Source organism: Risungbinella massiliensis (genome assembly GCF_000942395.1).
Classification (GTDB): Bacteria; Bacillota; Bacilli; order Thermoactinomycetales; family Thermoactinomycetaceae; genus Risungbinella; species Risungbinella massiliensis.
In genome coordinates this window covers 68,335-88,085 of the sequence record NZ_LN812102.1, presented here as the reverse complement: position 1 = coordinate 88,085, position 19,751 = coordinate 68,335, and the positions used below count along the sequence as shown (strand labels likewise).

The window sequence follows — 19,751 nt, the reverse complement described above, 5'->3', positions numbered from 1 at the left end:
CCTATACCTGTACTGAATTTCGTTTATCTACCACTCGAATCGCCTTGCCTTCACTTCGCGGCAGAACATCTGCGGCATGGATCTGTAAATGAATCGATACACCCAAGTTTTCTTTCATCTGTAAACAGATTGCGGATTTTAAAAGTGCAAGGGTGTCGCTGGTTTCCCAATTTGGTACTTGCTCCATAAAAGAACGCGTCACCTCAACATGCACTTCAAAGCGATCAAGTGAACCCTCTCGCATGATTTCTACCTGATAATGAGGCGATAATTCCGTAAATTGGAGTAATGTCGATTCGATCTCTGTTGGAAAAACATTGACACCTCGAATGATGAGCATATCATCCACACGACCTTTTATACGAGACATGCGTAAGGTAGTACGTCCACAACAACATGTTTCTGAGTGCAATGAAGCAATATCACCAGTTCGATATCGAATTACCGGAAACGCTTTCTTCGTTAAGGAGGTAAAGACTAGCTCGCCTATCTCTCCATAAGGCAAAACTTTCCCTGTATGGCGATCTACCACCTCTGCTATAAAATGATCCTCGGCTATATGAAGCCCATCCTGTGCCTCGGCACATTCAATCGAAACACCTGGTCCCATCACTTCACTCAATCCATAAATATCGACTGCTTTGATCCCAAGTCCTTCTTCTATTTGTTGACGCATTTCTTCCGACCAAGGTTCTGCCCCCAAAACACCGTACTCCAGGCTGGTTTTGCTTGGATCAATCCCCTCTTTGCGCATGGTTTCGATTATATTTAGCAAATAAGATGGCGTGGATGCAATTCCGCGTGGAGCAAAATCTTGGATAAGTGTAATCTGACGTGAAGTATTTCCACCTGAAACTGGTACAACTGTGGCTCCTAGATGCTCCACTCCATTATGTAAGCCTAGCCCACCAGTAAAGAGCCCATAACCATATGCATTGTGGAAAAGATCACCTGGTTTTCCACCAGCACAGCAAATCGCCCGGGCTACAATTTCAGCCCAGTTATCTAAGTCCTCTTTGGTATAACCAACTATCGTAGGTTTCCCCTTGGTACCTGAAGATCCGTGTATTCGAGCTACTTTGCTCCTCTCTACCGCGAATAGACCAAATGGATAATGGTCTCGTAGATCTTTTTTCTGTAAAAAAGGCAATTTTGCGATATCATCAACAGACATAATATCTTTAGGGTGAATCCCTGCTTGATCCATTGCCTCACGGTAAAAAAGAACTTGTTGATAGGCGTGCTGTAGGGTTTCTTTGAGACGTTGAAGTTGTAGTTCTCTCATCTGATCATGTGGCATCGTTTCCATCTCTACGTTAAAAATCATCTGGTCTCCCCCTATGCAATACCTTTATTCACCACGAAAAAGAGGTTTACGCTTTTCACGAAATGCTTCTAGAGCTTCTATCCGGTCTTTGGTAGGAATGATTACTTCATATGCTTTGGATTCAATATCTAATCCTGTCTGTATTTCTACCCCATGTCCTTTATCAATTGCATACTTCGCTTGATAGACCGCGAGTGGTGCATTTTGCAAAATCTCCTCAGCTAGAGAAACCGATGCTTCCTCCAGTTCCTCCACACTTTTGGTTACATAAGATACGATTCCAAGTTGCATTGCTTCTTCAGCCGAAATCTTACGTGCTGTCAGGATGAGCTCTTTGGCCTTGGTAGGTCCAATCAGCCTTGTAAGACGTTGCGTACCCCCAGCACCTGGGATGATTCCAAGACTTACTTCTGTCAGGCCAAGTTGCGCTTCTGCTACTGCTAAGCGAAAATCGCATGCGAGAGCCAGTTCTAACCCCCCTCCAAAAGCAAAACCATTGATCGCAGCGATCGTAGGTTGTGGCAGTCTCTCTACTGTAGTAAATACATCGCGAATTTTTCGTACATTACGGCGAACCTGTTGTTCATTCAGTGTACGACGTTCTTTTAGATCAGCTCCTACACAAAAGGCACGTCCTGATGAGGCGATCATTACTACTCTTGTCTCTTGAATGTCTTGTGCAATCTCCTCAAGCTTCGTCTCCAATTGCAACAACATATCGTAATGTAGAGCATGCAAATGTTCTGGTCGATTTAGGCGTAATATTGCCAAATAACCACGCTTTTCCAAGCAGATTAATTCATTCACTTCCATCTTCTCCCCCCTTTGGATGAATCCGTGCATAGGTTCCGAGCGCTACTGCAACCAGTTCTTCTAGCTCATCCCATACCCTAGCTTCCATCGTAATAATCTTGTTCCCTTTTTTTAACACTTGAGATTGTGCCGTAAGAAATCGACCACGAGCTGGCTGGAGATAATTTATTTTGCACTCCACGGTCACGCATTGTTGGATACCTTCCACTACAGCTACCGCACCATGTCCCATCGCTACATCAGCTAATGTATAAGTCACTCCACCATGGATGATCCCTTCTAGACTATTCTCAAAATCAGGCTGAGTTTCCAATATAACAGTGCAACCGCTTTCATTTATTTCCCGAACTTGAATACCTAACAACTGGTTAAAGCGATTCTGTGTTGTTGTAGTCATTTCTCGTACACCTCTACACTACTTCTGCAAAATGCATCGTCACCAGCTTCTTTGCAAATCCCATCAAGTCTTTTCCTGCTGCACGACCTTCTGATGACGCAAGTCCTTGCTCTAGAGTTTCTTGGTTTTCAAAGTACATCTCTGCAATAAGATAGAGATCACTTTCACCCATAGGAGTTCCATAGACTCGGTTTACCTCCATCTTGAGTAATCCTGGCATTTTGGCAGCAAGTGGTGCATGAACTTCCTTATAATGACGATCAAATTCTTCTTTATTTTCTGGTTGACGGTAAATTGCGACTAGCTTTACCATTCTGATCCCTCCGCTTTCATTCGTTTATTTGTATAACGAATTATTTATATAACGTTTTTAAAACGTTCCTTCTATTTTTAGTATATTAATAGGATATCTTCCTGACAAGAAGTTTTTCCAAACAAAAAAGCCCCCGACCGAAAACAGAGCTTTGTAACACTTTTTTCATTTATACAGGTAATGGTGTATGAATTGGTTTTGCATAACCTTTTTGATATTTCGTGTCTATCATCTGGCGAATTTCTTTGACATTTTGTGTTCCACCTTTATGATGTTTTAGAAGATCCAATAGGTATATTACCTCCTATTTACAACCCAAACATAATATACCCCCTACCCTATACAAGTGATAAAATAAAAAAGCTACTGGTTTGCTTTGATAGCATTTTTCAGTAGCTTTTAAACACCGATCAAATCGTCATCTAGCCTCGTTTCTACGTCTCAAACCAGCTAGACCAATTAACCCCAACAGTCCAATCCAACCAAAATCCATGTCATTGTCAGCGGCATTATTAGCAGCAGTACGGGTATAGTTGATATCATTTCTTTGATCATTGATATCATTTCTTACATCGTTTAAGTCATTTCTCACATTGTTGTTTCTGTCGTTTTCGTCATTGTCACCAACAATGGTTACTGCTGTCGCATAAGTAGACTCAAACATGGAATCAACGTTATGTACCGTGAAACCGAATATAAACATAGAAACCACAATTCCAAGTAATACTTTTTTCATCATAGATCCTCCTTTCTTTTTAGATAATGTTATTTTGACTAAAAAGAGGGAGGAATATCCATAAAAAAAGACCCAGCTCTAATTGAGCTAAGTCTTTGCAATATTGCTATTTAGGTTCCTCTAATCCTAATCCCACTCGTGCCATTTGTAATATCGCTTCATCATTGGATAATAGAGCGAACAACGCTACCTCAATCGGATAAGCAGCCAAACGTTCTAGGATATGATCTCATAACCTTGGCCAAACTCGCCCTCCTGCCTTTTGGTAAGCATCGAGCAACCGATCGAGTGCCTGATCTCCAAAAATATAAGAAAACAAGGTAAAGTCTACAGAAGGATCAGTGACTTTTGCTTCGGTCCAATCGAGAAGACCTGTTACTTGCTCATTTGAATCAATCATTATATGAGGTGAATGCAAATCACCATGGATAAATCCCGAATGCTCTGGCCAATACGAATCATCTCCAACCCACTTTTGCCAACGTTCCCATAATGAAGTACTAACTCCTAATTCTTGTTTCACTTTCTTCATATTCTCTAGTAGCGTCTGGCGTACCTCAGCTGGTTCTAGCACTGGAATACCTGCTTTTCTAACCTTATCATGATCTATTCCATGAAGATCCACCAATACCTCTGCAAGCGACTGGACAAAACCATCAGAAAGAGACTCATGATCCAGATTCCACACATAGTTCTTTGCTACTAGATCCACTGTAGCGACCGGAACTCCACTCAATTTTCGGTAGGCGATGAGCTCTGGTGTGAATATTTTCCAATCCGGGACAGCAATCTGAAGATGTTTTCCTACAAGGTGTAATACCTTCCCTTCCAACTCTGCTCTCTCCAGTACATCTGAACGTCTTGGCTTTCGAAGAACCCAAGAAACCTGTTTCAGATCATCTACAAATACTACTTGGAAATCCATCCCAGATTCCTCTATCTTTGCACTTTCCCAAGCCAGTTGTAGACCATTTTTTTGTGCTAATGACAAAATTTCTACCGCGCTATTCTTACTATTTTCATTTACATGGGACATTCCTGATCTCTCCAATCCGGATCAAATAAAAAACACAGACAATTTGCCTGTGTAAGGAGTCACGGAAAAGGACTATAAGAGAATTAGAAAACCTTGATCTATGAATAACAATGGATCTTCTTATTGCGCTTCTGGTGTTGAACAGTCTGATACGCATCATCCATGTAACTAGGCACAGCAAACCGTTTCCCATAGCATCCCATTGTTATTCATTATCCAAGCAAACAAAAGAAGGAAAATTTGTCTCTACCCCCTTTTGTATAAAAAAGGTTTCCGTTAATAGACAGACCAATCCCGATCCCCTGCACACAAGCAGAGTTTGAGCACTATTGTATTAGTGACACAAAGTAACAAATCGGAATCGGCAATATGCCATACGAAAACCCTCCGTTCAATAAAAGTTACTTATTACCCTATCATAAATTGCAAAATATTACAACAACATACCGTTGCCTACCCACATTTGCGGATCATATCGATATGCGGAATATTATCTTCATTATATACATCCGAAACAACATCAAATCCAAAAGAAGCATAGAAATCTTGTAAGTACAGTTGTGCCATTAACTTAATTTCAGACACCTTCAGTTCCTTCTCCAAAAACTCTATCGCCATGGACATCATCTGTTTAGCATATCCTTGACCACGATACTCCTTATTTACGATTACACGGCCGATCGATGCTTCTGGGAAACGTGTATTGGGAGGAAGAATTCGTAAATAAGCTCGTAGTTCTCCTTCTTCCTCAAAAAATAGATGGTATGAGTTAAAATCGTGTTCGTCAATCTCCTGATATGGGCACTCTTGTTCGACAATAAAAACCTGAACACGCTCTCGTAAAATCATATGTAACTCTTCTTTAGTCAACTCATCGTATGTTTTATAACTCCACATAGACATGCCTCCAATAAAATAATTGATATTTCTCGACATCGAATGCAATTACTGGTATTTATTTTCTCTCACGTTTCCAATCAAACTGCTTCATTCGATTCCTTCATGATATAATAAAAAAGGAGTTTTATAAAAGAAAGGATGAAGTACATGTTTGGAAAAGTAGCAGCAGACGTATTGGGTCTAAGTGATATTGGATCGGTTATCAAGCCGGAGAACTATGATAAGGTAGATGCTGACGATTATGTAATGCACGAAGATGGGGAAAAGATTTTCTTCCTAATCAAGTCAAAATCAGATGAATACTGCTTTACCAACAAAGCTCTCGTTCATTTAGATGGTACAAGTGCCATGAGCAAAAAACGTGTTCTTCGTCGCTTTGACTATTACCGAAGCAATATCCAAGACATTCTTTTGGAAACTGCAGGAACAGTAGATATGGATGTAGAGTTGAAATTCACCTTGGGTAATGCACAATACTCTATCGATGTCCATAAAAAGCATCTAGAAGAAGTGAAAGATCTCTACAAAGCACTTCTTAAATTGGCAGAGATCAAACGGGATAATCAACTAGCTCTTGAAGATGCGAAAGCTAGTATCGGGGTCGCTGCTTCTAGTGTGGGAACCATCCGTAACACCGAAGCAGATATCGTAGAGCAATTTAAAGCAATCAACCAATTTACCTTTGACTGGAACCAACAAGCGAAACAAAAATATCGTGTCAAAGATTTTGGTTTTGTATTCGAAAAATATATAAATAACTAATAAAACTCATAATACATAGGACAAATTCCATATCGGAATCTGTCCTTTTCATTTATTTATTTCATAAAAAGCAAGAACAAATTAATAATATTATTTTTATGATAATTATAATTTTGTGAAAAATGTTTGTACTATTGAGATATCATACTACCTAAATGTACGACAAGGAGCGAACTAATACTGTTATCTGAACATAATATTCACAAAATCTACTGGTCTAATATATAGGGTGGAGTTATTTTCTTAGAGCCTGTGTTAACTCTTTTTTATCTCCATCAAGAACTTACCAATCAAGAAATATTTTTTTGTCCTTCTTAGCTTTAGCCTCTCCATCTTAATCTTTGAAGACCAACAGGAGCCTTTGCCGATCGCTAATAGGAGGAGGAATTGTCTGTCTCCTCTCACCTTGTCCTCATTTTTCAGTTAACACATTTTCCAGCTTCAACCGTTCCTCTAGTGCATCCCAATCGTTGTCTGAAATACCCAACTCGAATTCCACTAGTCCTTTTGAATCTTTTGATGGTTTTGCTGCTCTTACTCCGTTAATTCGTTGTTCCAAGTAATATTGTTGTTTTTATTTGTTCTCAAATTTTCAAACCTAGCACTTCTTGTTAAAACAAAGTAGATCTCGCAAGATCTGACACCCTCAATGTTACCATTCCAATTCGTACATTCGATAAACTATCCTTCATACCTCCTATGTTTTATCTTGAAGCTTAGTTTTCATTTTCTTCATAAAAAACATCAAGTAGTGTAAATGTTTTTGTTATAATCGTAGTACTATTTCGGATACGAAGGGAAGTAGATTGTTTGCTCATCCAACAAGGTCTCTCTGAATTAAAACTTCTCAAAAAAAGAATGGCGAAGATTCAAGAAGAACTTAGTATCTACTCCGCCTGGTCTTCCAAGAAAAAGCATCCTTGGGGAATTAAAGGGGCAAACCAGGAATATAGCGTCAAACAGGCAGAAAAAGAAGTCCAAGCCAAAATCCAATCCTACCATGATTTGACAAAACGTTTTTTTCAAATTAAATCGGCGATTGATCGAATCAATATTCAAACCAAGATTACGGTTGCAGGTAAAACCTTTACTTTACACGAAGCACTCATTTACAAAAATCATTTGATTGAGATGAATCAAGATTTAGTTCATTCTTGTCATGATGCAATCGAGCGTGCCGAAAAAGAAGTAGAACGTTATAATCAAAAACGGGATCGAGATTCGGTAGATGATGCAGATCTTTTATATTTATTTCCTCGAAATGAAGTGGAAAAAATCAACCAGTTTAACATAGAATTCATGGAACAAGTAGACGGTGCAATGCAAATCGCCAATGCTACTACAAACTTGATTGGACTCGAAGTATAATCTAAACTCTCTTTGTTTTTACAGCGTAGAAAACCCTAAAAAATTGCATCTAATTTTAAATAGGAAATAAGTTCTCAGAACTTAGTCCACAGTACTTAGTTTTTTTATTAGAAATGTTCAAGCAAGAGTGCTTAGTCATAGACAAAATCCTGTTCTTACTTTCCTGATGATCAGGGCAGTTCGCAAGCTGTTAGGGTGGGAGGAGCAGGCTGCTCTAAAAGCAAATAGAGAGAAACACCCTTCTCTGACCAGAGAAGGGTGTTTCTCTCTATTTTACAATAGTTTACGTACTAGCTTTTGCAGAAGTAGGTTGTCCTTCTTCTTTTGCCACCTTTGCGTCAAAAACGAATGGCCCAAATGGTAGCACTGATGCAACAAAAGCATAAAAGACCTTGGACCATGACCAGTTATGAACAAATTTCACATGTACAGCAGCCACTAAGTAAAGGATGAATAAACCTCCATGTGCACCACCTACGATCGTAACAGCCATTGGCATGTCCATCATATACTTAAGAGGCATCGCGATTCCAAGCAAAACTAGATAGGAAATCGCCTCTAGGGTTCCAACAAAACGGAGTCGCCCTATTGGAGTTTTTAGCATCTACATCATCACCTATCCCATAAGATCTTACTATTCTCTTATCGTGAAACTACATCGCTATTGAAATGGCGAGCTCCTTGGTCATTGAATCGACCAAACGTCGCATTCTCTACGAAGATACGTTCCATATCTAAATAAGGTTTAGTTTACCGAGTTTTCGCTCGAATGATAGTTTATAGTGTTTCCGCACTCATGATTAGATGATACCAAAAATGGTTGATCTAAGCATCTCCACAAAGGAGATACCGAGCAACGCTCCCTTTTATATAAACCCAATAAAATAGGGAGAATTCCCAATTCGCAGTCTTAAAAAGAATATAAGGGTTGGGATGTTTCTTTTTTTGTCACTTTTTACATAACATCAGTCTGTTTTGCAAACTTGTTTAAACAATAAAAAATACTGTTTTGAAATATTCATATAACAACGATACGCTTTGTATGGTGTTATTGTATAGTTGGGATAGACTTCCATTTGGAAAGGATCAATATCCTTTATGATGAAAAAAATTATTATGATAACCCTTATCGTTCTACTCACCCTTGGAATATTATTCGTGTTGGACTATCAGGGATATATTTGGCACAACGACCTATTTGCTATGTGGTATGAGGTTAAGGGACTGGATGTGTCCCATCATCAAGGTGTGATTAATTGGAAAGTCTTAGATAAAAAAGAATACCCCTTTGTCTTTATGAAAGCAACAGAAGGACACGATTTTACGGATCACCGCTTTCAAACTAACTGGGAATTGGCAAGACAGGAAGGTTTCCTCACAGGAGCGTATCATTTTTTCTCGATGAGGAGTTCTGGAGAAACTCAAGCGATGCATTTTATACAAGCAGTGCCTAAGGAATCTGATGCCCTCCCTCCTGTCATTGATCTAGAAATTCCTCCCTACCACGAACAAACAAAGGTGCGGAATGAATTGCAAGCATTCTCAGACAAGCTCCATGCACACTACGGAAAAGAACCAATTCTCTACGTTACATACGAAACTTACGACAAATATGTAAAAGGTCATTTCCTAGATCATCGGATTTGGATTCGCGATATCTACAAGCACCCTACTCTAGATCGCGATTGGCTTATTTGGCAATATCACAATCGAGGTCATGTAGATGGAATTGAAACTTATGTAGATATCAATGTGCTAAAAAGTGCTGACTTAGAAGTATTGAAGGCATCAAAATAAGACGATTTATCATATGCTGCTAACATATCATAAAAATAATTATCTATTTTTGAGTTCTTGTACTATATCACTGTTCTTCTAAATTCCTGCCGCTAATAAATTTCCGTATCGCTAATGATGCGGAAATTTATTTTTGTATATAGTCCATTAAATATTAAAATGTACCTGAATCTCTGCTCGATTATATTGGTATAGCTTAAGCTATTAGACCTATGGAATATTTGCCAACTCTACTAGTGATATTTGAGCGACAACTTTATAACCATTTCCCTGTCCTTGAGGTTCCACAACAACAGTTCCCATGTCTGGAATTTCTCCTAATCCAACCCCTTTTGGAAAACTGTGGGCGATAATAACCTTATTACTACCCATAGGTGGTTTGATTTCTAAAACTGATCTGAGATAGTTTAATATGCTTTCCTGGTTTGCTTTACTCAAATTACCACTCAGTTTATAAATTTCAACCCAAAAAGGATCGACTTGAACATTCTCTTCTCCGAAAGCCAAAGTAGCAGTTTCTCTATTTCTACAAAAAGGGCTCACAAGAACCGGATACACAATAGGAATACTTAACCTGCGGAGTACCTCTCCATAGGTTACCGCTTGTCTTCTACCAATATCGGAAAGATTTCTTTGGGTGGAACAATCCTCAAAGCTGAGATTGGGTTGATCTTCTCCTACATTTGCTTCTCCGTGCCTAACATATAGAATATATCCACCTTCTCGAAGCAAATTCAGCAACGATTGATTGATGGATCCTGCTGGCTTTTGATATTTCTGTGATCTAAATGGTATTGTGTATGAACTCATCATCCCTGCTATTATTGCTTTGTATCGATGTGCAAGTGCTTTATGTAAATATTGTAGTGATGCGTATTGATCGTATAGAGCTAGATTGTTTGCCGATATCCTTTTTAATCGCTTGAAGTGCTCTTCCTGTGCAAAATGGTACGAAGATAGTCGTTTTACATTCTCGATATTTTGTCTCTGATCCATTTGATCTCTCCTTTCTGTTATACTTTCTACAAAAACAAGACACTGATAATGTATGTCATCTGCCTGATATTGCAACAATTGTATGAGCCTAATATGGTAGAGCAATCTTACCGAACAACAATTGAAATTGGTAATTAGATACTTTCTAAAACACGAACAACACCTTGAACTATTTAAAGTAAAAATGCTAATCATCTAACATTTCAGCAAATGCGGTATCAGCCAAAGGAGTTTGCATCTTACTAAACTGAAAAGTTGTCTGCATTGTAGAGGATGTTGTAGCGTGTCAATATTCGTGATCCTATTCGTACCTTCTTAGCCAGCAACAACCAGCTTGTTTTATAACTATCAACTGGGAGAGATACTTACGATGGAAACAAACCAAGCAACAATCCAGAACGAATCGAAAAGCACACTAAAGAAACTTCTAGAGGTGCTACAAGTATCGACCAAGCTGGGTCTCACTTCATTCGGGGGACCAATTGCTCACCTTGGGTATTTTCACGATGAATACATTCGCCGTCGCAAATGGATGGATGAACGCAGTTATGCTGATCTAGTTACACTCTGTCAATTCCTCCCTGGTCCTGCAAGCAGTCAAGTTGGAATTGGAATTGGTGTGATACGTGCTGGGTTGTTAGGAGGTATTGTTGCTTGGATTGGATTTACTCTTCCATCAGTTATTGCTTTAGTTCTATTCGCATTTCTACTCCAGGGTTTCGATGTTGGGAATATGGGATGGATTCATGGCCTAAAGCTGGTAGCTGTGGTCATTGTTGCCCATGCTGTTTTAGGGATGGGTCAGAAACTTACTCCTGACCGAAACAGAGCAACCATAGCGATTATCGCAACAACCATTACTTTGCTATGGCGGACAGCAGTAAGCCAAGTAATCATTATCGTTGTGGCTGGAATCATCGGTTTATTTCTTTATAAGGAAAGGAAAATTCCTAAAATATCTGAAATACATGTTCCTATTCGACGTTCCGTAGCTCTGACTAGTCTCGTTCTGTTTTTTGCATTATTAGTTGGTCTACCTTTCATTCAAAATGCAGCTTCTTTCCATTGGTTAGCCGTTTTCGATAGTTTTTACAGAGCAGGCTCTCTCGTTTTTGGTGGTGGCCATGTAGTCCTTCCTCTACTTGAGAGAGAACTTGTACCTACTGGATGGTTAAGCAAGGAAGACTTTCTTGCAGGTTATGGGGCTACTCAAGCTGTTCCTGGACCTTTGTTTACCTTCGCTGCATATTTAGGTGCATTGATCGATGGATGGTTAGGTGCAACAGTTGCCACAATCGGCATTTTCTTACCAGCTTTCTTGCTGGTTATCGGTACATTGCCTTTTTGGAACTCCCTTCGTAGAAAATCAAACATCCAAGGCTCACTGATTGGAGTTAATGCTGCAGTAGTTGGAATCTTGCTAGCTGCCCTTTATGACCCGATTTGGACCCATTCTATTCTAAAACCCATAGATTTCGCCCTTGCTTCTATTCTATTTATCATGCTTGTTTTTTGGAAAACTCCACCTTGGGTTGTTGTCATAACCGGAGCATTAGGAGGTTTACTAATAAATGGCTTCTAAGAGACTTAACTAACAATTGAATGAAATACTCTTCCCAACTAGATTGGGACTTTTATTAGCATTTTTGAAATGAGTTGAAACGATACTTTCTATCTAGATAAAAATGAATATCTGGAAAAAAACCAAGGGACAATAGAAAAGAATCAAATAGGTGAGGTTGGAAGGGTATTGTCAGAACTGTTAGTGGCAAATAACTTCTACCTACCCGTATCTGTGGGGAATTTACCATTGTACATCTTCAATGGGGATCTAAATCAGAAACTTACTAGATAGCAAACACATCAAAGCAAATGTACCAAATCTTAACTTAAATATACTCTCCAATATTCGGCAAAGTAGCACTATTTCGTTCCCTTACTGGTCCTACTCCTATGTCATCTTTCCAACAACGAACTTAAACCATTGCAAACATCTAAAGAAAACACATATCTCCTCATCCGTTCTTTTTTGCGGTATCATATCTTGATATGTATCAATAAAATCTACATATATGTTCTAACCCTTAATTTGAAAGCAGGGATCCTATTGATCATACAAAATCAAGAAGAACTAGCTGGTTTACGAAAAATTGGCCAGGTTGTGGCAAAAGCTAGAGAAGAGATGAAAGCCCAGGCCAAACCAGGGATGTCCACCAAACAACTCGATCTGATCGGAAAACAAGTACTAGACCATTATGGTGCTGAATCTGCTCCTTATGTCATGTACCAATTTCCTGGAATCACTTGTATTAGCATTAATCAAGAAGTAGCACACGGAATTCCAAGTGATCGAAGCATGGAAGATGGTGATCTGGTTAACGTGGATATCTCTGCTGTGTTAGATGGATATTATGCTGACACAGGTGTCTCCTTTGTGGTAGGGAAACAAAATGAACTGTTAGAACAACTATGCCAATGCGCTGAGGATGCTTTCTTTGAAGCCATGAAAAAAATAAAAGCTGGCGCAAAGAAAAACCAGATCGGAAAAGCAGTAGAAATCTTAGCTCGAAAAAGAGGATTTGAAGTAATTCAAAACTTGACAGGACATGGTATTGGACGAAGTCTCCATGAACCACCTACTCATATTCTGAACTACTACGAACCACAAGATAAATCTCTCCTAAAAAAAGGGCACGTATTAGCTGTAGAGCCATTTATCTCAATGAAAGCAGACCATGTCATCGAATCAGGCGATGGTTGGACATTTATTACACCTGATCAGAGCTTAGTAGCACAATATGAACATACTATCGTCGTAACAGAAGATAAGCCGATTATTCTCACTCAGTTAGATAATTAATCTCCATATTTCTATCCAAAACCCTAATGATCGATTTATTCATTAGGGTTTTATTTGTGATGTCCACTGCTCCTCGATGGGTCCCATTCGCCTTCTCCCTTTGATCCAAAAAGAAAATTAACTAATTTTTTGTCTGTTGATAAAACCTCTAAATCTAAGCATATCTATCTAGATTATAAATCAATAGAAAACGTTTCTTTCAGTCCCTTCTTCCCTTCCGAAGTTATTTGGATTGCCCTTGTTTTTGGTATACGTTCTAGCCAGTTTAACTCCAATAGCCGCTCCAAAAGTGCATTTCCTAAAGAGCCAGCTAAGTGATGTCGTCGTTCACTCCAATCTAGACACTTCGTTGCAAAAGATCGTCGTTTTTTCTTTATTTGCGAAATATTGATTTGGAAATCGCCAAAGAAGTCCTTCCCTTTCTCCGAAACAAGAAAGTCTTTTTCTTCTTCGTATATTACACCCATCTGAAGAAGAGAATTAGTCAGTTGTACTCCTACATTCCCAGCGAGATGATCATAGCAAGTTCTAGCAAAACGAACTGCTTTGTCTTCTGAAGATTGTTTTAATGATCTGATTTCCATTGGTGGAGCTATGGCTAGTAATTGTTCCATCACTTGGGCTACTTCTGAATTTCGAATGCCATAATATCGATGCCTACCTTGTTTTTCTACAGTTACGATATCTGCTTGAACCATTTTGGTTAGATGAAAACTAGCTGTCTGAGGTTTGACCCCAGCCATATATGCTAATTCACTTGCCGGGTGGAATCTACCATCCATCAAAATGGTTAACATCGCAGCTCTAGAAGTATCACTCACCAGAGTAGCAACCATTGTTATATTTGTATTTGTGTTCATGTTAATCCCCCATTTGTGTAATCCATATTTCGATGACAGTCGAATTGTTTATATCTTACACTAAAAAAGAAAATACAGATGAGGAGAGTTATCATGAACGAGTTACAACAACTGCCAAAAAGCCAAATAATCAAACCAAAAATCTTATACTATGGGACTCCTGTCATTTTATTGACCACATTAAACGAAGATCAAACTAGCAATATCACACCTATTTCTTCGTCATGGGCTTTGGGGGATAATATTATTTTAGGAATTGGACTCGGTGGAAAAGCAATAGAAAATATACAACGCGAGCAGGAGTGTGTGTTGAATATACCCGACGCCTCCTTGTGGGAGAACGTCGAAAAATTAGCTCCCTACACTGGAAAAACCCCTGTTCCAGAGTATAAAAAGCGGCTAGGGTACACCTATCAAAAAAACAAATATGATCTATGTGGACTAACTCCTGCTGAATCCAAAATAATTAAGCCTACCCGAATTATCGAGTGCCCAATCCAAATTGAAGCAAAGATTCAGCACATTCGTATTCCTGATTATTCCCCTGATTTTGCAATTGTCGAGACACAAGCTGTACGTGTCCATGCACATGAAGAGATCGTGATTGGGGAGAATCACATTGACCCCAAAAAATGGAATCCACTCATTTACAACTTCCGTCACTACTTTGGTCTAAGCGATGAGCTTGGGAAAACGCTTCGGTCAGAAACATAAACAAGAAAATTATTTCCAAAATCAATCAAGTGATCACCAAAAACCTAACAAAAGAGTCCTTACACTACTTTTTGTGCTAGGACTCTCTTCATTATCTATATAATAAGTTGAACCTCGATCCAACCACGCACACTGTTAATGTGCCAGATTTTCTCCGTCTTTTTGAGATCGTCTATAGTCAAATGACACTCTTCTATCTCTCCACGTTCCAACAATTGTTGACGAAATGTTCCTGCGAGCAATCCAGCGTTTTGTTTTGGCGTCCACTTCTTTCCGTTGATTTCCATCACGAGATTGCCTATCGTAAATTCAGTCAGTTCTCCGTTCTCATTCCAAAGTAGGACATCATATTCGTCATCGGATAACTGTTTTCGGTGAAAATCATAAATCTCCCTATTGGTTGTCTTATGAAATAAAAAGCGATTAGACGAGTCAATTGGCTCCTTTGCTAGACGAGCCAGAACAGGTTCGTTTTCATCGAAAATTTTTTCTCCCTCTACTCCCACGCTACCATCCGGTCTAGATAACACCCTTACTTTATAAACACCTTGTTGTTTTTGTAGACGAAACTCCTCTAAAGCCTCTTCCACCCTACTACGATCAAAAGGAAAACCAAAATAGTGAGCAGACTCGCTCATTCTCGTCATATGAGCACTTAATAGTGAGTAATTAGCATTTTCTAAACGAATACTTTCTAATAAAGAAAAAACTGGTTGCTCCTCTACTAAAAATCTAGCTTTTGAAAATGCTTCCTCGTATTCTCCTTCTGAGGTCGAATCCCACGTGACACCGCCTCCAACACCATAAATCGCTTTGTTTGTATGGGAGTCGATCAAAACGGTTCGAATCGGAATATTAAAAATTGCCTCCCCTTTTGGGGTTAGATAACCAATCGTGCCACAATAAATCTCGCGTGGAGAAACCTCTAAATTTGCAATCCACTTCATCGTACTTACTTTAGGTGCACCTGTGATGGAGCCACAAGGAAAAAGTGCTCGTAATATCTCCACGAAACCTGTCTTTTCAGAGAGTTCTGCTGTGACGGTAGAGGTCATCTGATGAACGGTTGGGTATGTTTCAACCTCAAAAATCTTTGGTACCGAAACACTTCCTGTTTTTGCAATTCTCCCTAAATCGTTCCGGATCAAATCCACGATCATCACGTTTTCTGCTCTTTCTTTTTCTGAGCTCCGTAGCTGGTCCTTTATCATTTGGTCTTCGATCCCATACCGACCGCGTTGTGCCGTTCCTTTCATCGGCTTAGTTGTAATCTTGTTTCCTTCTAGATGAAAGAAGAGTTCTGGCGAGATAGATAAAATCTGGTACCGACCTATGTCTAGATAGGCGGTATAATTTGCACGTTGTCTTTGAGACAGCTTTTGATAAAACGTGAAAGGGTCTCCCTCCATATTTGCCAAAAGTCGCATTGTATAGTTTACCTGGTATGTGTCTCCCTGATGGATCGCGCTATGAATGGACTTTATCGCTGACTCATACTGCTCTTTTCGAATATCAGGTTCCCAATCTGTCGCATGAAATGAACATTCGGTTGGTAGAAGTTTTTTGCGGCTTGGCTCATCAAAAATAGCAAACCATAATAGTGGGATTGTAGCTCCGCTACGCACCTGAAAAGCAGAATCAAAGGCAGGAGCAGCTTCATAAGAAAGATATCCGGCAGCATAATAACCTTTTTTTACATATGCTTGGACTTCGTGCAAAACTGGAATGATTTGATCTAATGTGTGCACTTCCCAAATTTTTTGCGGATTGGAAAAAGCAAGTGGTTCTATAGTTCCACTACTCGTTTGATATTGAAAATATAAGAATGGTTTACTTGCCATAAGTACCACCTAACGTTGTTGGATAAAATTTTGTAGAAGTGAGTATCCATGTTCCGTCAGGATCGCCTCCGGATGAAACTGCACACCTTGAATTGGCAGTTTTTTATGGCGAATTGCCATGATCTCCCCTACTTCTGTCTTGGCGCTCACTTCTAGGACATCTGGTAGGGAATTAGCTTCTGCAATGAGCGAGTGATAACGAGCTACCCGAAATGGAGAAGGCAAAGAGGTAAAAAGTCCTTTTCCATCATGATAGATCAACGAAGTCTTACCATGAACAGGTTGTCCAGCTTCGTTTACACACCCACCAAAAGCTTGTACGATTGTTTGATGACCGAGACAAACTCCTAAAATGGGGATCTCACCCGCAAAGTTTTTCACTACATCTAAGCTGATACCAGCATCATTTGGATTTCCAGGTCCAGGAGAAATAAGAATAAAGTCTGGCTTTTGTTCTCTGATCTGCGAAATGGTCATTTCATCATTACGATAAACAACTATTTCTTCGCCTAGTTGTTGTAAATACTGAACCAGATTGTATGTAAATGAATCATAATTATCTATGATAAGTATCATATATATCTCCTAACAGGGTAGTATAATGGAATTTGAACATTTCAGTATGAACTAGGTTTAACTAAAAACAACTATTATCATAAACTCTAACATCCAAGATTACTATCGAAAGATCACTGAATCCATTTTGACATTTATCTTTTTCATATACCTTTAGCGTTAATCAAAAATAACTAAAAAATGATTTAAAAAACAAATTAAATAGCTACGATAGTTTCATTAAGAGGCGGCATATATATTCACTGATTTCAGAACCAAAGTCAAACTAATAAAACAACCACCCTACCTCTTGCATAGGGTGGTTGTTCATGTTTATTACTGTACTTCTCTAAGTTGAGAAATCTCTACTTCCACTTTATCCTGCTCTGAACCTCGTAAATGTACATTGGCGGTTCCATTATCCTCATTAATTTTCTCGATCCAAACCGAATCACCATTATACTTTACATCAATGTCAGATGAAGAAGAAAAAATCTGCTTAGCGCGCTGAAGATCCATAAAATTCACCTCCCTTTTTATTTTTTGAGGGAAGATAAATTTTATGCTATTTATAATCGGGAAATTGAAATCGATGAATCTTCCCATTACACCTAGCATTACCTTTTTATTTCTCTTCAGACTCATGCTAAAATAACATTAAAAGGGGCTGATTTTATGATGACGTGGGTAGTAGTAATCAGTGTCATTGCGATCTTACTTGGTACTGTTACTACCTTAATGCTTGCCAAAACGCAGAGTGCCGGTCAAAATAACGGTTATGTTCGCAAAAGTCCTCGAACATTGCTTTGGATTACCATTATTTATATTGTGGCGATTGTTATCTCAGTAGTTTGGATGATCAAGACAATCTGATGGTCAGGAGTTGTATGGAGATGAATCAAATTTTTACAAATCCACCTACCCTTGTAAATGAACAAATTGAACTTGTACCAATGCAATTAGAACATGCTGAAGAACTTTATCAGCATGCAAACCCCGAAATCTGGGAGTATATGCTGGTACAAATTGAGACGATGGAACAATTCCAGCATTGGATGAGCCAAGCGATTGAACAACGAAATTCTGGAACAGCGCTTCCTTTTATCGTAAAACTACGCGAATCAGGAGAAGTTATTGGCACGACTCGTCTCTATGATCTAAATTTGACTCATCGGACAGCTGAACTGGGTTCGACTTGGTATAGCGCAGATTATCAACGTAGCTTCGTCAACACGACTTGTAAACTCCTCTTGTTAAAGTACTGTTTTGAGAAACTAGATCTGATACGTGTTCAGATCAAAACAGATGAGCGTAACATCCGGTCACAAAAAGCGATTGAACGTATGGGTGCTACAAAAGAAGGGATTTTGCGCAATGAACGTCAACTAGCTAGTGGATACATACGAAATGCTGTAGTTTATTCCATTATCCGAAAAGAATGGCCACAGGTGAAAGAGGGACTAATAGCTAAACTTGCCAGATAAAATATAAACCCCAAGCAAATCCTATTTGAACAGGAAGTTTGCTTGGGGTTTATACATGAATAGTTATTAACGATATATTTAATCACTAAATGTTTAAGTTAGATGAGAATCATAATTTATGGGATGATGAGAGATTGTATCCAGTTGAGTCATGTATCGCTATAGATTGATCCGCTGCTGTTCTTGCATGAATAGCTGTTGTATCGTAGACAGGTATACTAACATCATCTTGTCCGATTAACATTGTAATTTCCGTACACCCTAAAATAATTGCTTCTGCACCATCTTGAATAAGCTTATCTATAATCCTCTTATAGCTTTCTTTTGATTTCGATCTTACCTCTCCTAAACAAAGTTCGTTGTAAATGATATTATGGACTTCTGTTCTATCTTCATGATTGGGAATTAATACGTTTAGACCATACTTATCTCTTAAACGACCTTTATAGAAATTTTCCTCCATAGTGAAATTAGTAGCTAACAATCCAACATTGTGAATATTATCGTTTTTAATTTGTTCTGCAGTAGTGTCTGCTATATGAAGTAACGGAATCTTTATATTCTCTTGAATTTCGTCTGCTGACTTGTGCATCGTGTTTGTGCAAATTACTAAATAATCTGCACCAGCTTTTTCAATTCTTTGTGCTGCTGAGATCAGTTCGTTTGTCGCTTTATTCCATTCTCCATTATGTTGATAATCTTTAATCTTCTGAAAATCAACAGAGTACATAATAATTTGGGCTGAATGATGACCACCCAATTTTTCTTTTACTCTTTTATTTATCAATTCATAATAAATTGCTGAAGATTCCCAGCTCATTCCACCTAAAAGTCCAATTACCTTCATCATTTGTACCTCCATTTTTTCTTTATACAATACAGCATTGAAATTCCAAATTCTATTCCCCAATAATTCGCATAATAGGTTCTTGATCATGAAATCCAATCCCCACTACAACGTCTACTTCGAACTCTCAAACCATCTCTACTAA

General features: G+C 38.7%; 22 protein-coding genes and 1 pseudogene. 8 read left to right on the top strand and 15 right to left on the bottom strand.

Annotation, left to right across the window (positions count from 1 at the left end):
• Window position 1 precedes the first annotated feature (1 nt).
• The 8 genes and pseudogenes from VJ09_RS00850 to VJ09_RS00820 all read right to left on the bottom strand — a co-directional run bounded on the left by VJ09_RS00850 (window position 2) and on the right by VJ09_RS00820 (window position 5,519).
• Window positions 2–1,327, bottom strand: coding sequence for a phenylacetate--CoA ligase family protein (locus VJ09_RS00850; RefSeq protein ID WP_044639835.1), 1,326 nt, complete (start codon window positions 1,325–1,327; stop codon window positions 2–4).
• A gap of 24 nt (window positions 1,328–1,351) precedes the next feature.
• A complete protein-coding gene (locus tag VJ09_RS00845; RefSeq protein WP_147635399.1) occupies window positions 1,352–2,140 on the bottom strand; it encodes an enoyl-CoA hydratase-related protein in 789 nt (262 codons plus the stop codon).
• Window positions 2,127–2,537: a PaaI family thioesterase gene (locus VJ09_RS00840; RefSeq protein ID WP_044639834.1), complete on the bottom strand. Its 411-nt coding sequence runs from the start codon at window positions 2,535–2,537 to the stop codon at window positions 2,127–2,129. The genes VJ09_RS00845 and VJ09_RS00840 overlap by 14 nt, the downstream gene beginning before the upstream one ends.
• 13 nt (window positions 2,538–2,550) lie before the next feature.
• On the bottom strand, window positions 2,551–2,850 hold the full coding sequence (locus VJ09_RS00835; RefSeq protein WP_044639833.1) for an EthD family reductase: 300 nt from the start codon (window positions 2,848–2,850) through the stop codon (window positions 2,551–2,553).
• Window positions 2,851–3,019: 169 nt separating this feature from the next.
• Complete coding sequence (locus tag VJ09_RS18230) at window positions 3,020–3,139, bottom strand: PCYCGC domain-containing protein (protein ID WP_230199066.1); 120 nt, start codon at window positions 3,137–3,139, stop codon at window positions 3,020–3,022.
• 129 nt (window positions 3,140–3,268) lie between these two features.
• Window positions 3,269–3,586 carry a WGxxGxxG family protein gene (locus VJ09_RS00830; protein WP_052807153.1) on the bottom strand — a complete coding sequence of 106 codons (318 nt, stop codon included), beginning with the start codon at window positions 3,584–3,586 and terminating at the stop codon, window positions 3,269–3,271.
• Between the two features lie 106 nt (window positions 3,587–3,692).
• Window positions 3,693–4,622, bottom strand: a pseudogene (locus VJ09_RS00825) (macrolide 2'-phosphotransferase).
• 453 nt (window positions 4,623–5,075) lie between these two features.
• The gene (locus VJ09_RS00820; RefSeq protein ID WP_044639832.1) at window positions 5,076–5,519 is read right to left on the bottom strand and encodes a GNAT family N-acetyltransferase; all 444 of its coding nucleotides are present in this window, start codon (window positions 5,517–5,519) and stop codon (window positions 5,076–5,078) included.
• 150 nt (window positions 5,520–5,669) lie between these two features.
• Here VJ09_RS00820 and VJ09_RS00815 point away from each other — a divergent pair, with 150 nt between their 5' ends.
• Together VJ09_RS00815 and VJ09_RS00810 are read left to right on the top strand one after the other, a co-directional pair.
• Window positions 5,670–6,284, top strand: a complete 615-nt coding sequence (locus VJ09_RS00815) for a PH domain-containing protein (RefSeq protein ID WP_044639831.1) — start codon at window positions 5,670–5,672, stop codon at window positions 6,282–6,284.
• 810 nt (window positions 6,285–7,094) lie between these two features.
• Window positions 7,095–7,652: a hypothetical protein gene (locus VJ09_RS00810; RefSeq protein ID WP_044639830.1), complete on the top strand. Its 558-nt coding sequence runs from the start codon at window positions 7,095–7,097 to the stop codon at window positions 7,650–7,652.
• Between the two features lie 283 nt (window positions 7,653–7,935).
• On the opposite strand, the gene VJ09_RS00805 is transcribed toward VJ09_RS00810, so the two are convergent.
• Window positions 7,936–8,256, bottom strand: coding sequence for a DUF3817 domain-containing protein (locus tag VJ09_RS00805; RefSeq protein WP_044639829.1), 321 nt, complete (start codon window positions 8,254–8,256; stop codon window positions 7,936–7,938).
• Between the two features lie 494 nt (window positions 8,257–8,750).
• On the opposite strand from VJ09_RS00805, the gene VJ09_RS00800 reads away from it, so the two are divergent.
• On the top strand, window positions 8,751–9,449 hold the full coding sequence (locus tag VJ09_RS00800) for a GH25 family lysozyme (RefSeq protein ID WP_044639828.1): 699 nt from the start codon (window positions 8,751–8,753) through the stop codon (window positions 9,447–9,449).
• A gap of 210 nt (window positions 9,450–9,659) precedes the next feature.
• Here the strand turns inward: VJ09_RS00800 and VJ09_RS00795 are convergent, their stop codons facing one another.
• The gene (locus VJ09_RS00795; RefSeq protein ID WP_325063577.1) at window positions 9,660–10,445 is read right to left on the bottom strand and encodes a histidine phosphatase family protein; all 786 of its coding nucleotides are present in this window, start codon (window positions 10,443–10,445) and stop codon (window positions 9,660–9,662) included.
• Window positions 10,446–10,815: 370 nt separating this feature from the next.
• Between VJ09_RS00795 and VJ09_RS00790 the strand changes: the two genes are divergently transcribed.
• Window positions 10,816–12,027 carry a chromate transporter gene (locus VJ09_RS00790; protein ID WP_044639827.1) on the top strand — a complete coding sequence of 404 codons (1,212 nt, stop codon included), beginning with the start codon at window positions 10,816–10,818 and terminating at the stop codon, window positions 12,025–12,027.
• Window positions 12,028–12,489: 462 nt separating this feature from the next.
• On the top strand, window positions 12,490–13,305 hold the full coding sequence (gene map / locus VJ09_RS00785; RefSeq protein WP_082050497.1) for a type I methionyl aminopeptidase: 816 nt from the start codon (window positions 12,490–12,492) through the stop codon (window positions 13,303–13,305).
• Between the two features lie 173 nt (window positions 13,306–13,478).
• Here the strand turns inward: map and VJ09_RS00780 are convergent, their stop codons facing one another.
• Window positions 13,479–14,165, bottom strand: a complete 687-nt coding sequence (locus tag VJ09_RS00780; protein WP_044639825.1) for an ArsR/SmtB family transcription factor — start codon at window positions 14,163–14,165, stop codon at window positions 13,479–13,481.
• 93 nt (window positions 14,166–14,258) lie between these two features.
• Here VJ09_RS00780 and VJ09_RS00775 point away from each other — a divergent pair, with 93 nt between their 5' ends.
• A complete protein-coding gene (locus VJ09_RS00775) occupies window positions 14,259–14,879 on the top strand; it encodes a flavin reductase family protein (protein WP_044639824.1) in 621 nt (206 codons plus the stop codon).
• Between the two features lie 95 nt (window positions 14,880–14,974).
• Here the strand turns inward: VJ09_RS00775 and pabB are convergent, their stop codons facing one another.
• From pabB to VJ09_RS00760, 3 genes are all read right to left on the bottom strand, one after another.
• Entirely contained in the window at window positions 14,975–16,720 is a 1,746-nt protein-coding gene (pabB, locus tag VJ09_RS00770) for an aminodeoxychorismate synthase component I (protein ID WP_044639823.1), read from the bottom strand.
• Between the two features lie 9 nt (window positions 16,721–16,729).
• A complete protein-coding gene (locus VJ09_RS00765; RefSeq protein ID WP_044639822.1) occupies window positions 16,730–17,296 on the bottom strand; it encodes an anthranilate synthase component II in 567 nt (188 codons plus the stop codon).
• Between the two features lie 315 nt (window positions 17,297–17,611).
• On the bottom strand, window positions 17,612–17,794 hold the full coding sequence (locus VJ09_RS00760) for an H-type small acid-soluble spore protein (RefSeq protein ID WP_044639821.1): 183 nt from the start codon (window positions 17,792–17,794) through the stop codon (window positions 17,612–17,614).
• Between the two features lie 156 nt (window positions 17,795–17,950).
• On the opposite strand from VJ09_RS00760, the gene VJ09_RS00755 reads away from it, so the two are divergent.
• Window positions 17,951–18,148, top strand: a complete 198-nt coding sequence (locus VJ09_RS00755) for a hypothetical protein (RefSeq protein ID WP_044639820.1) — start codon at window positions 17,951–17,953, stop codon at window positions 18,146–18,148.
• Between the two features lie 20 nt (window positions 18,149–18,168).
• Entirely contained in the window at window positions 18,169–18,759 is a 591-nt protein-coding gene (locus VJ09_RS00750) for a GNAT family N-acetyltransferase (RefSeq protein ID WP_044639819.1), read from the top strand.
• A gap of 109 nt (window positions 18,760–18,868) precedes the next feature.
• Here VJ09_RS00750 and VJ09_RS00745 read toward each other — a convergent pair whose 3' ends face one another.
• On the bottom strand, window positions 18,869–19,606 hold the full coding sequence (locus tag VJ09_RS00745) for an aspartate/glutamate racemase family protein (protein ID WP_044641484.1): 738 nt from the start codon (window positions 19,604–19,606) through the stop codon (window positions 18,869–18,871).
• Window positions 19,607–19,751: the final 145 nt, after the last annotated feature.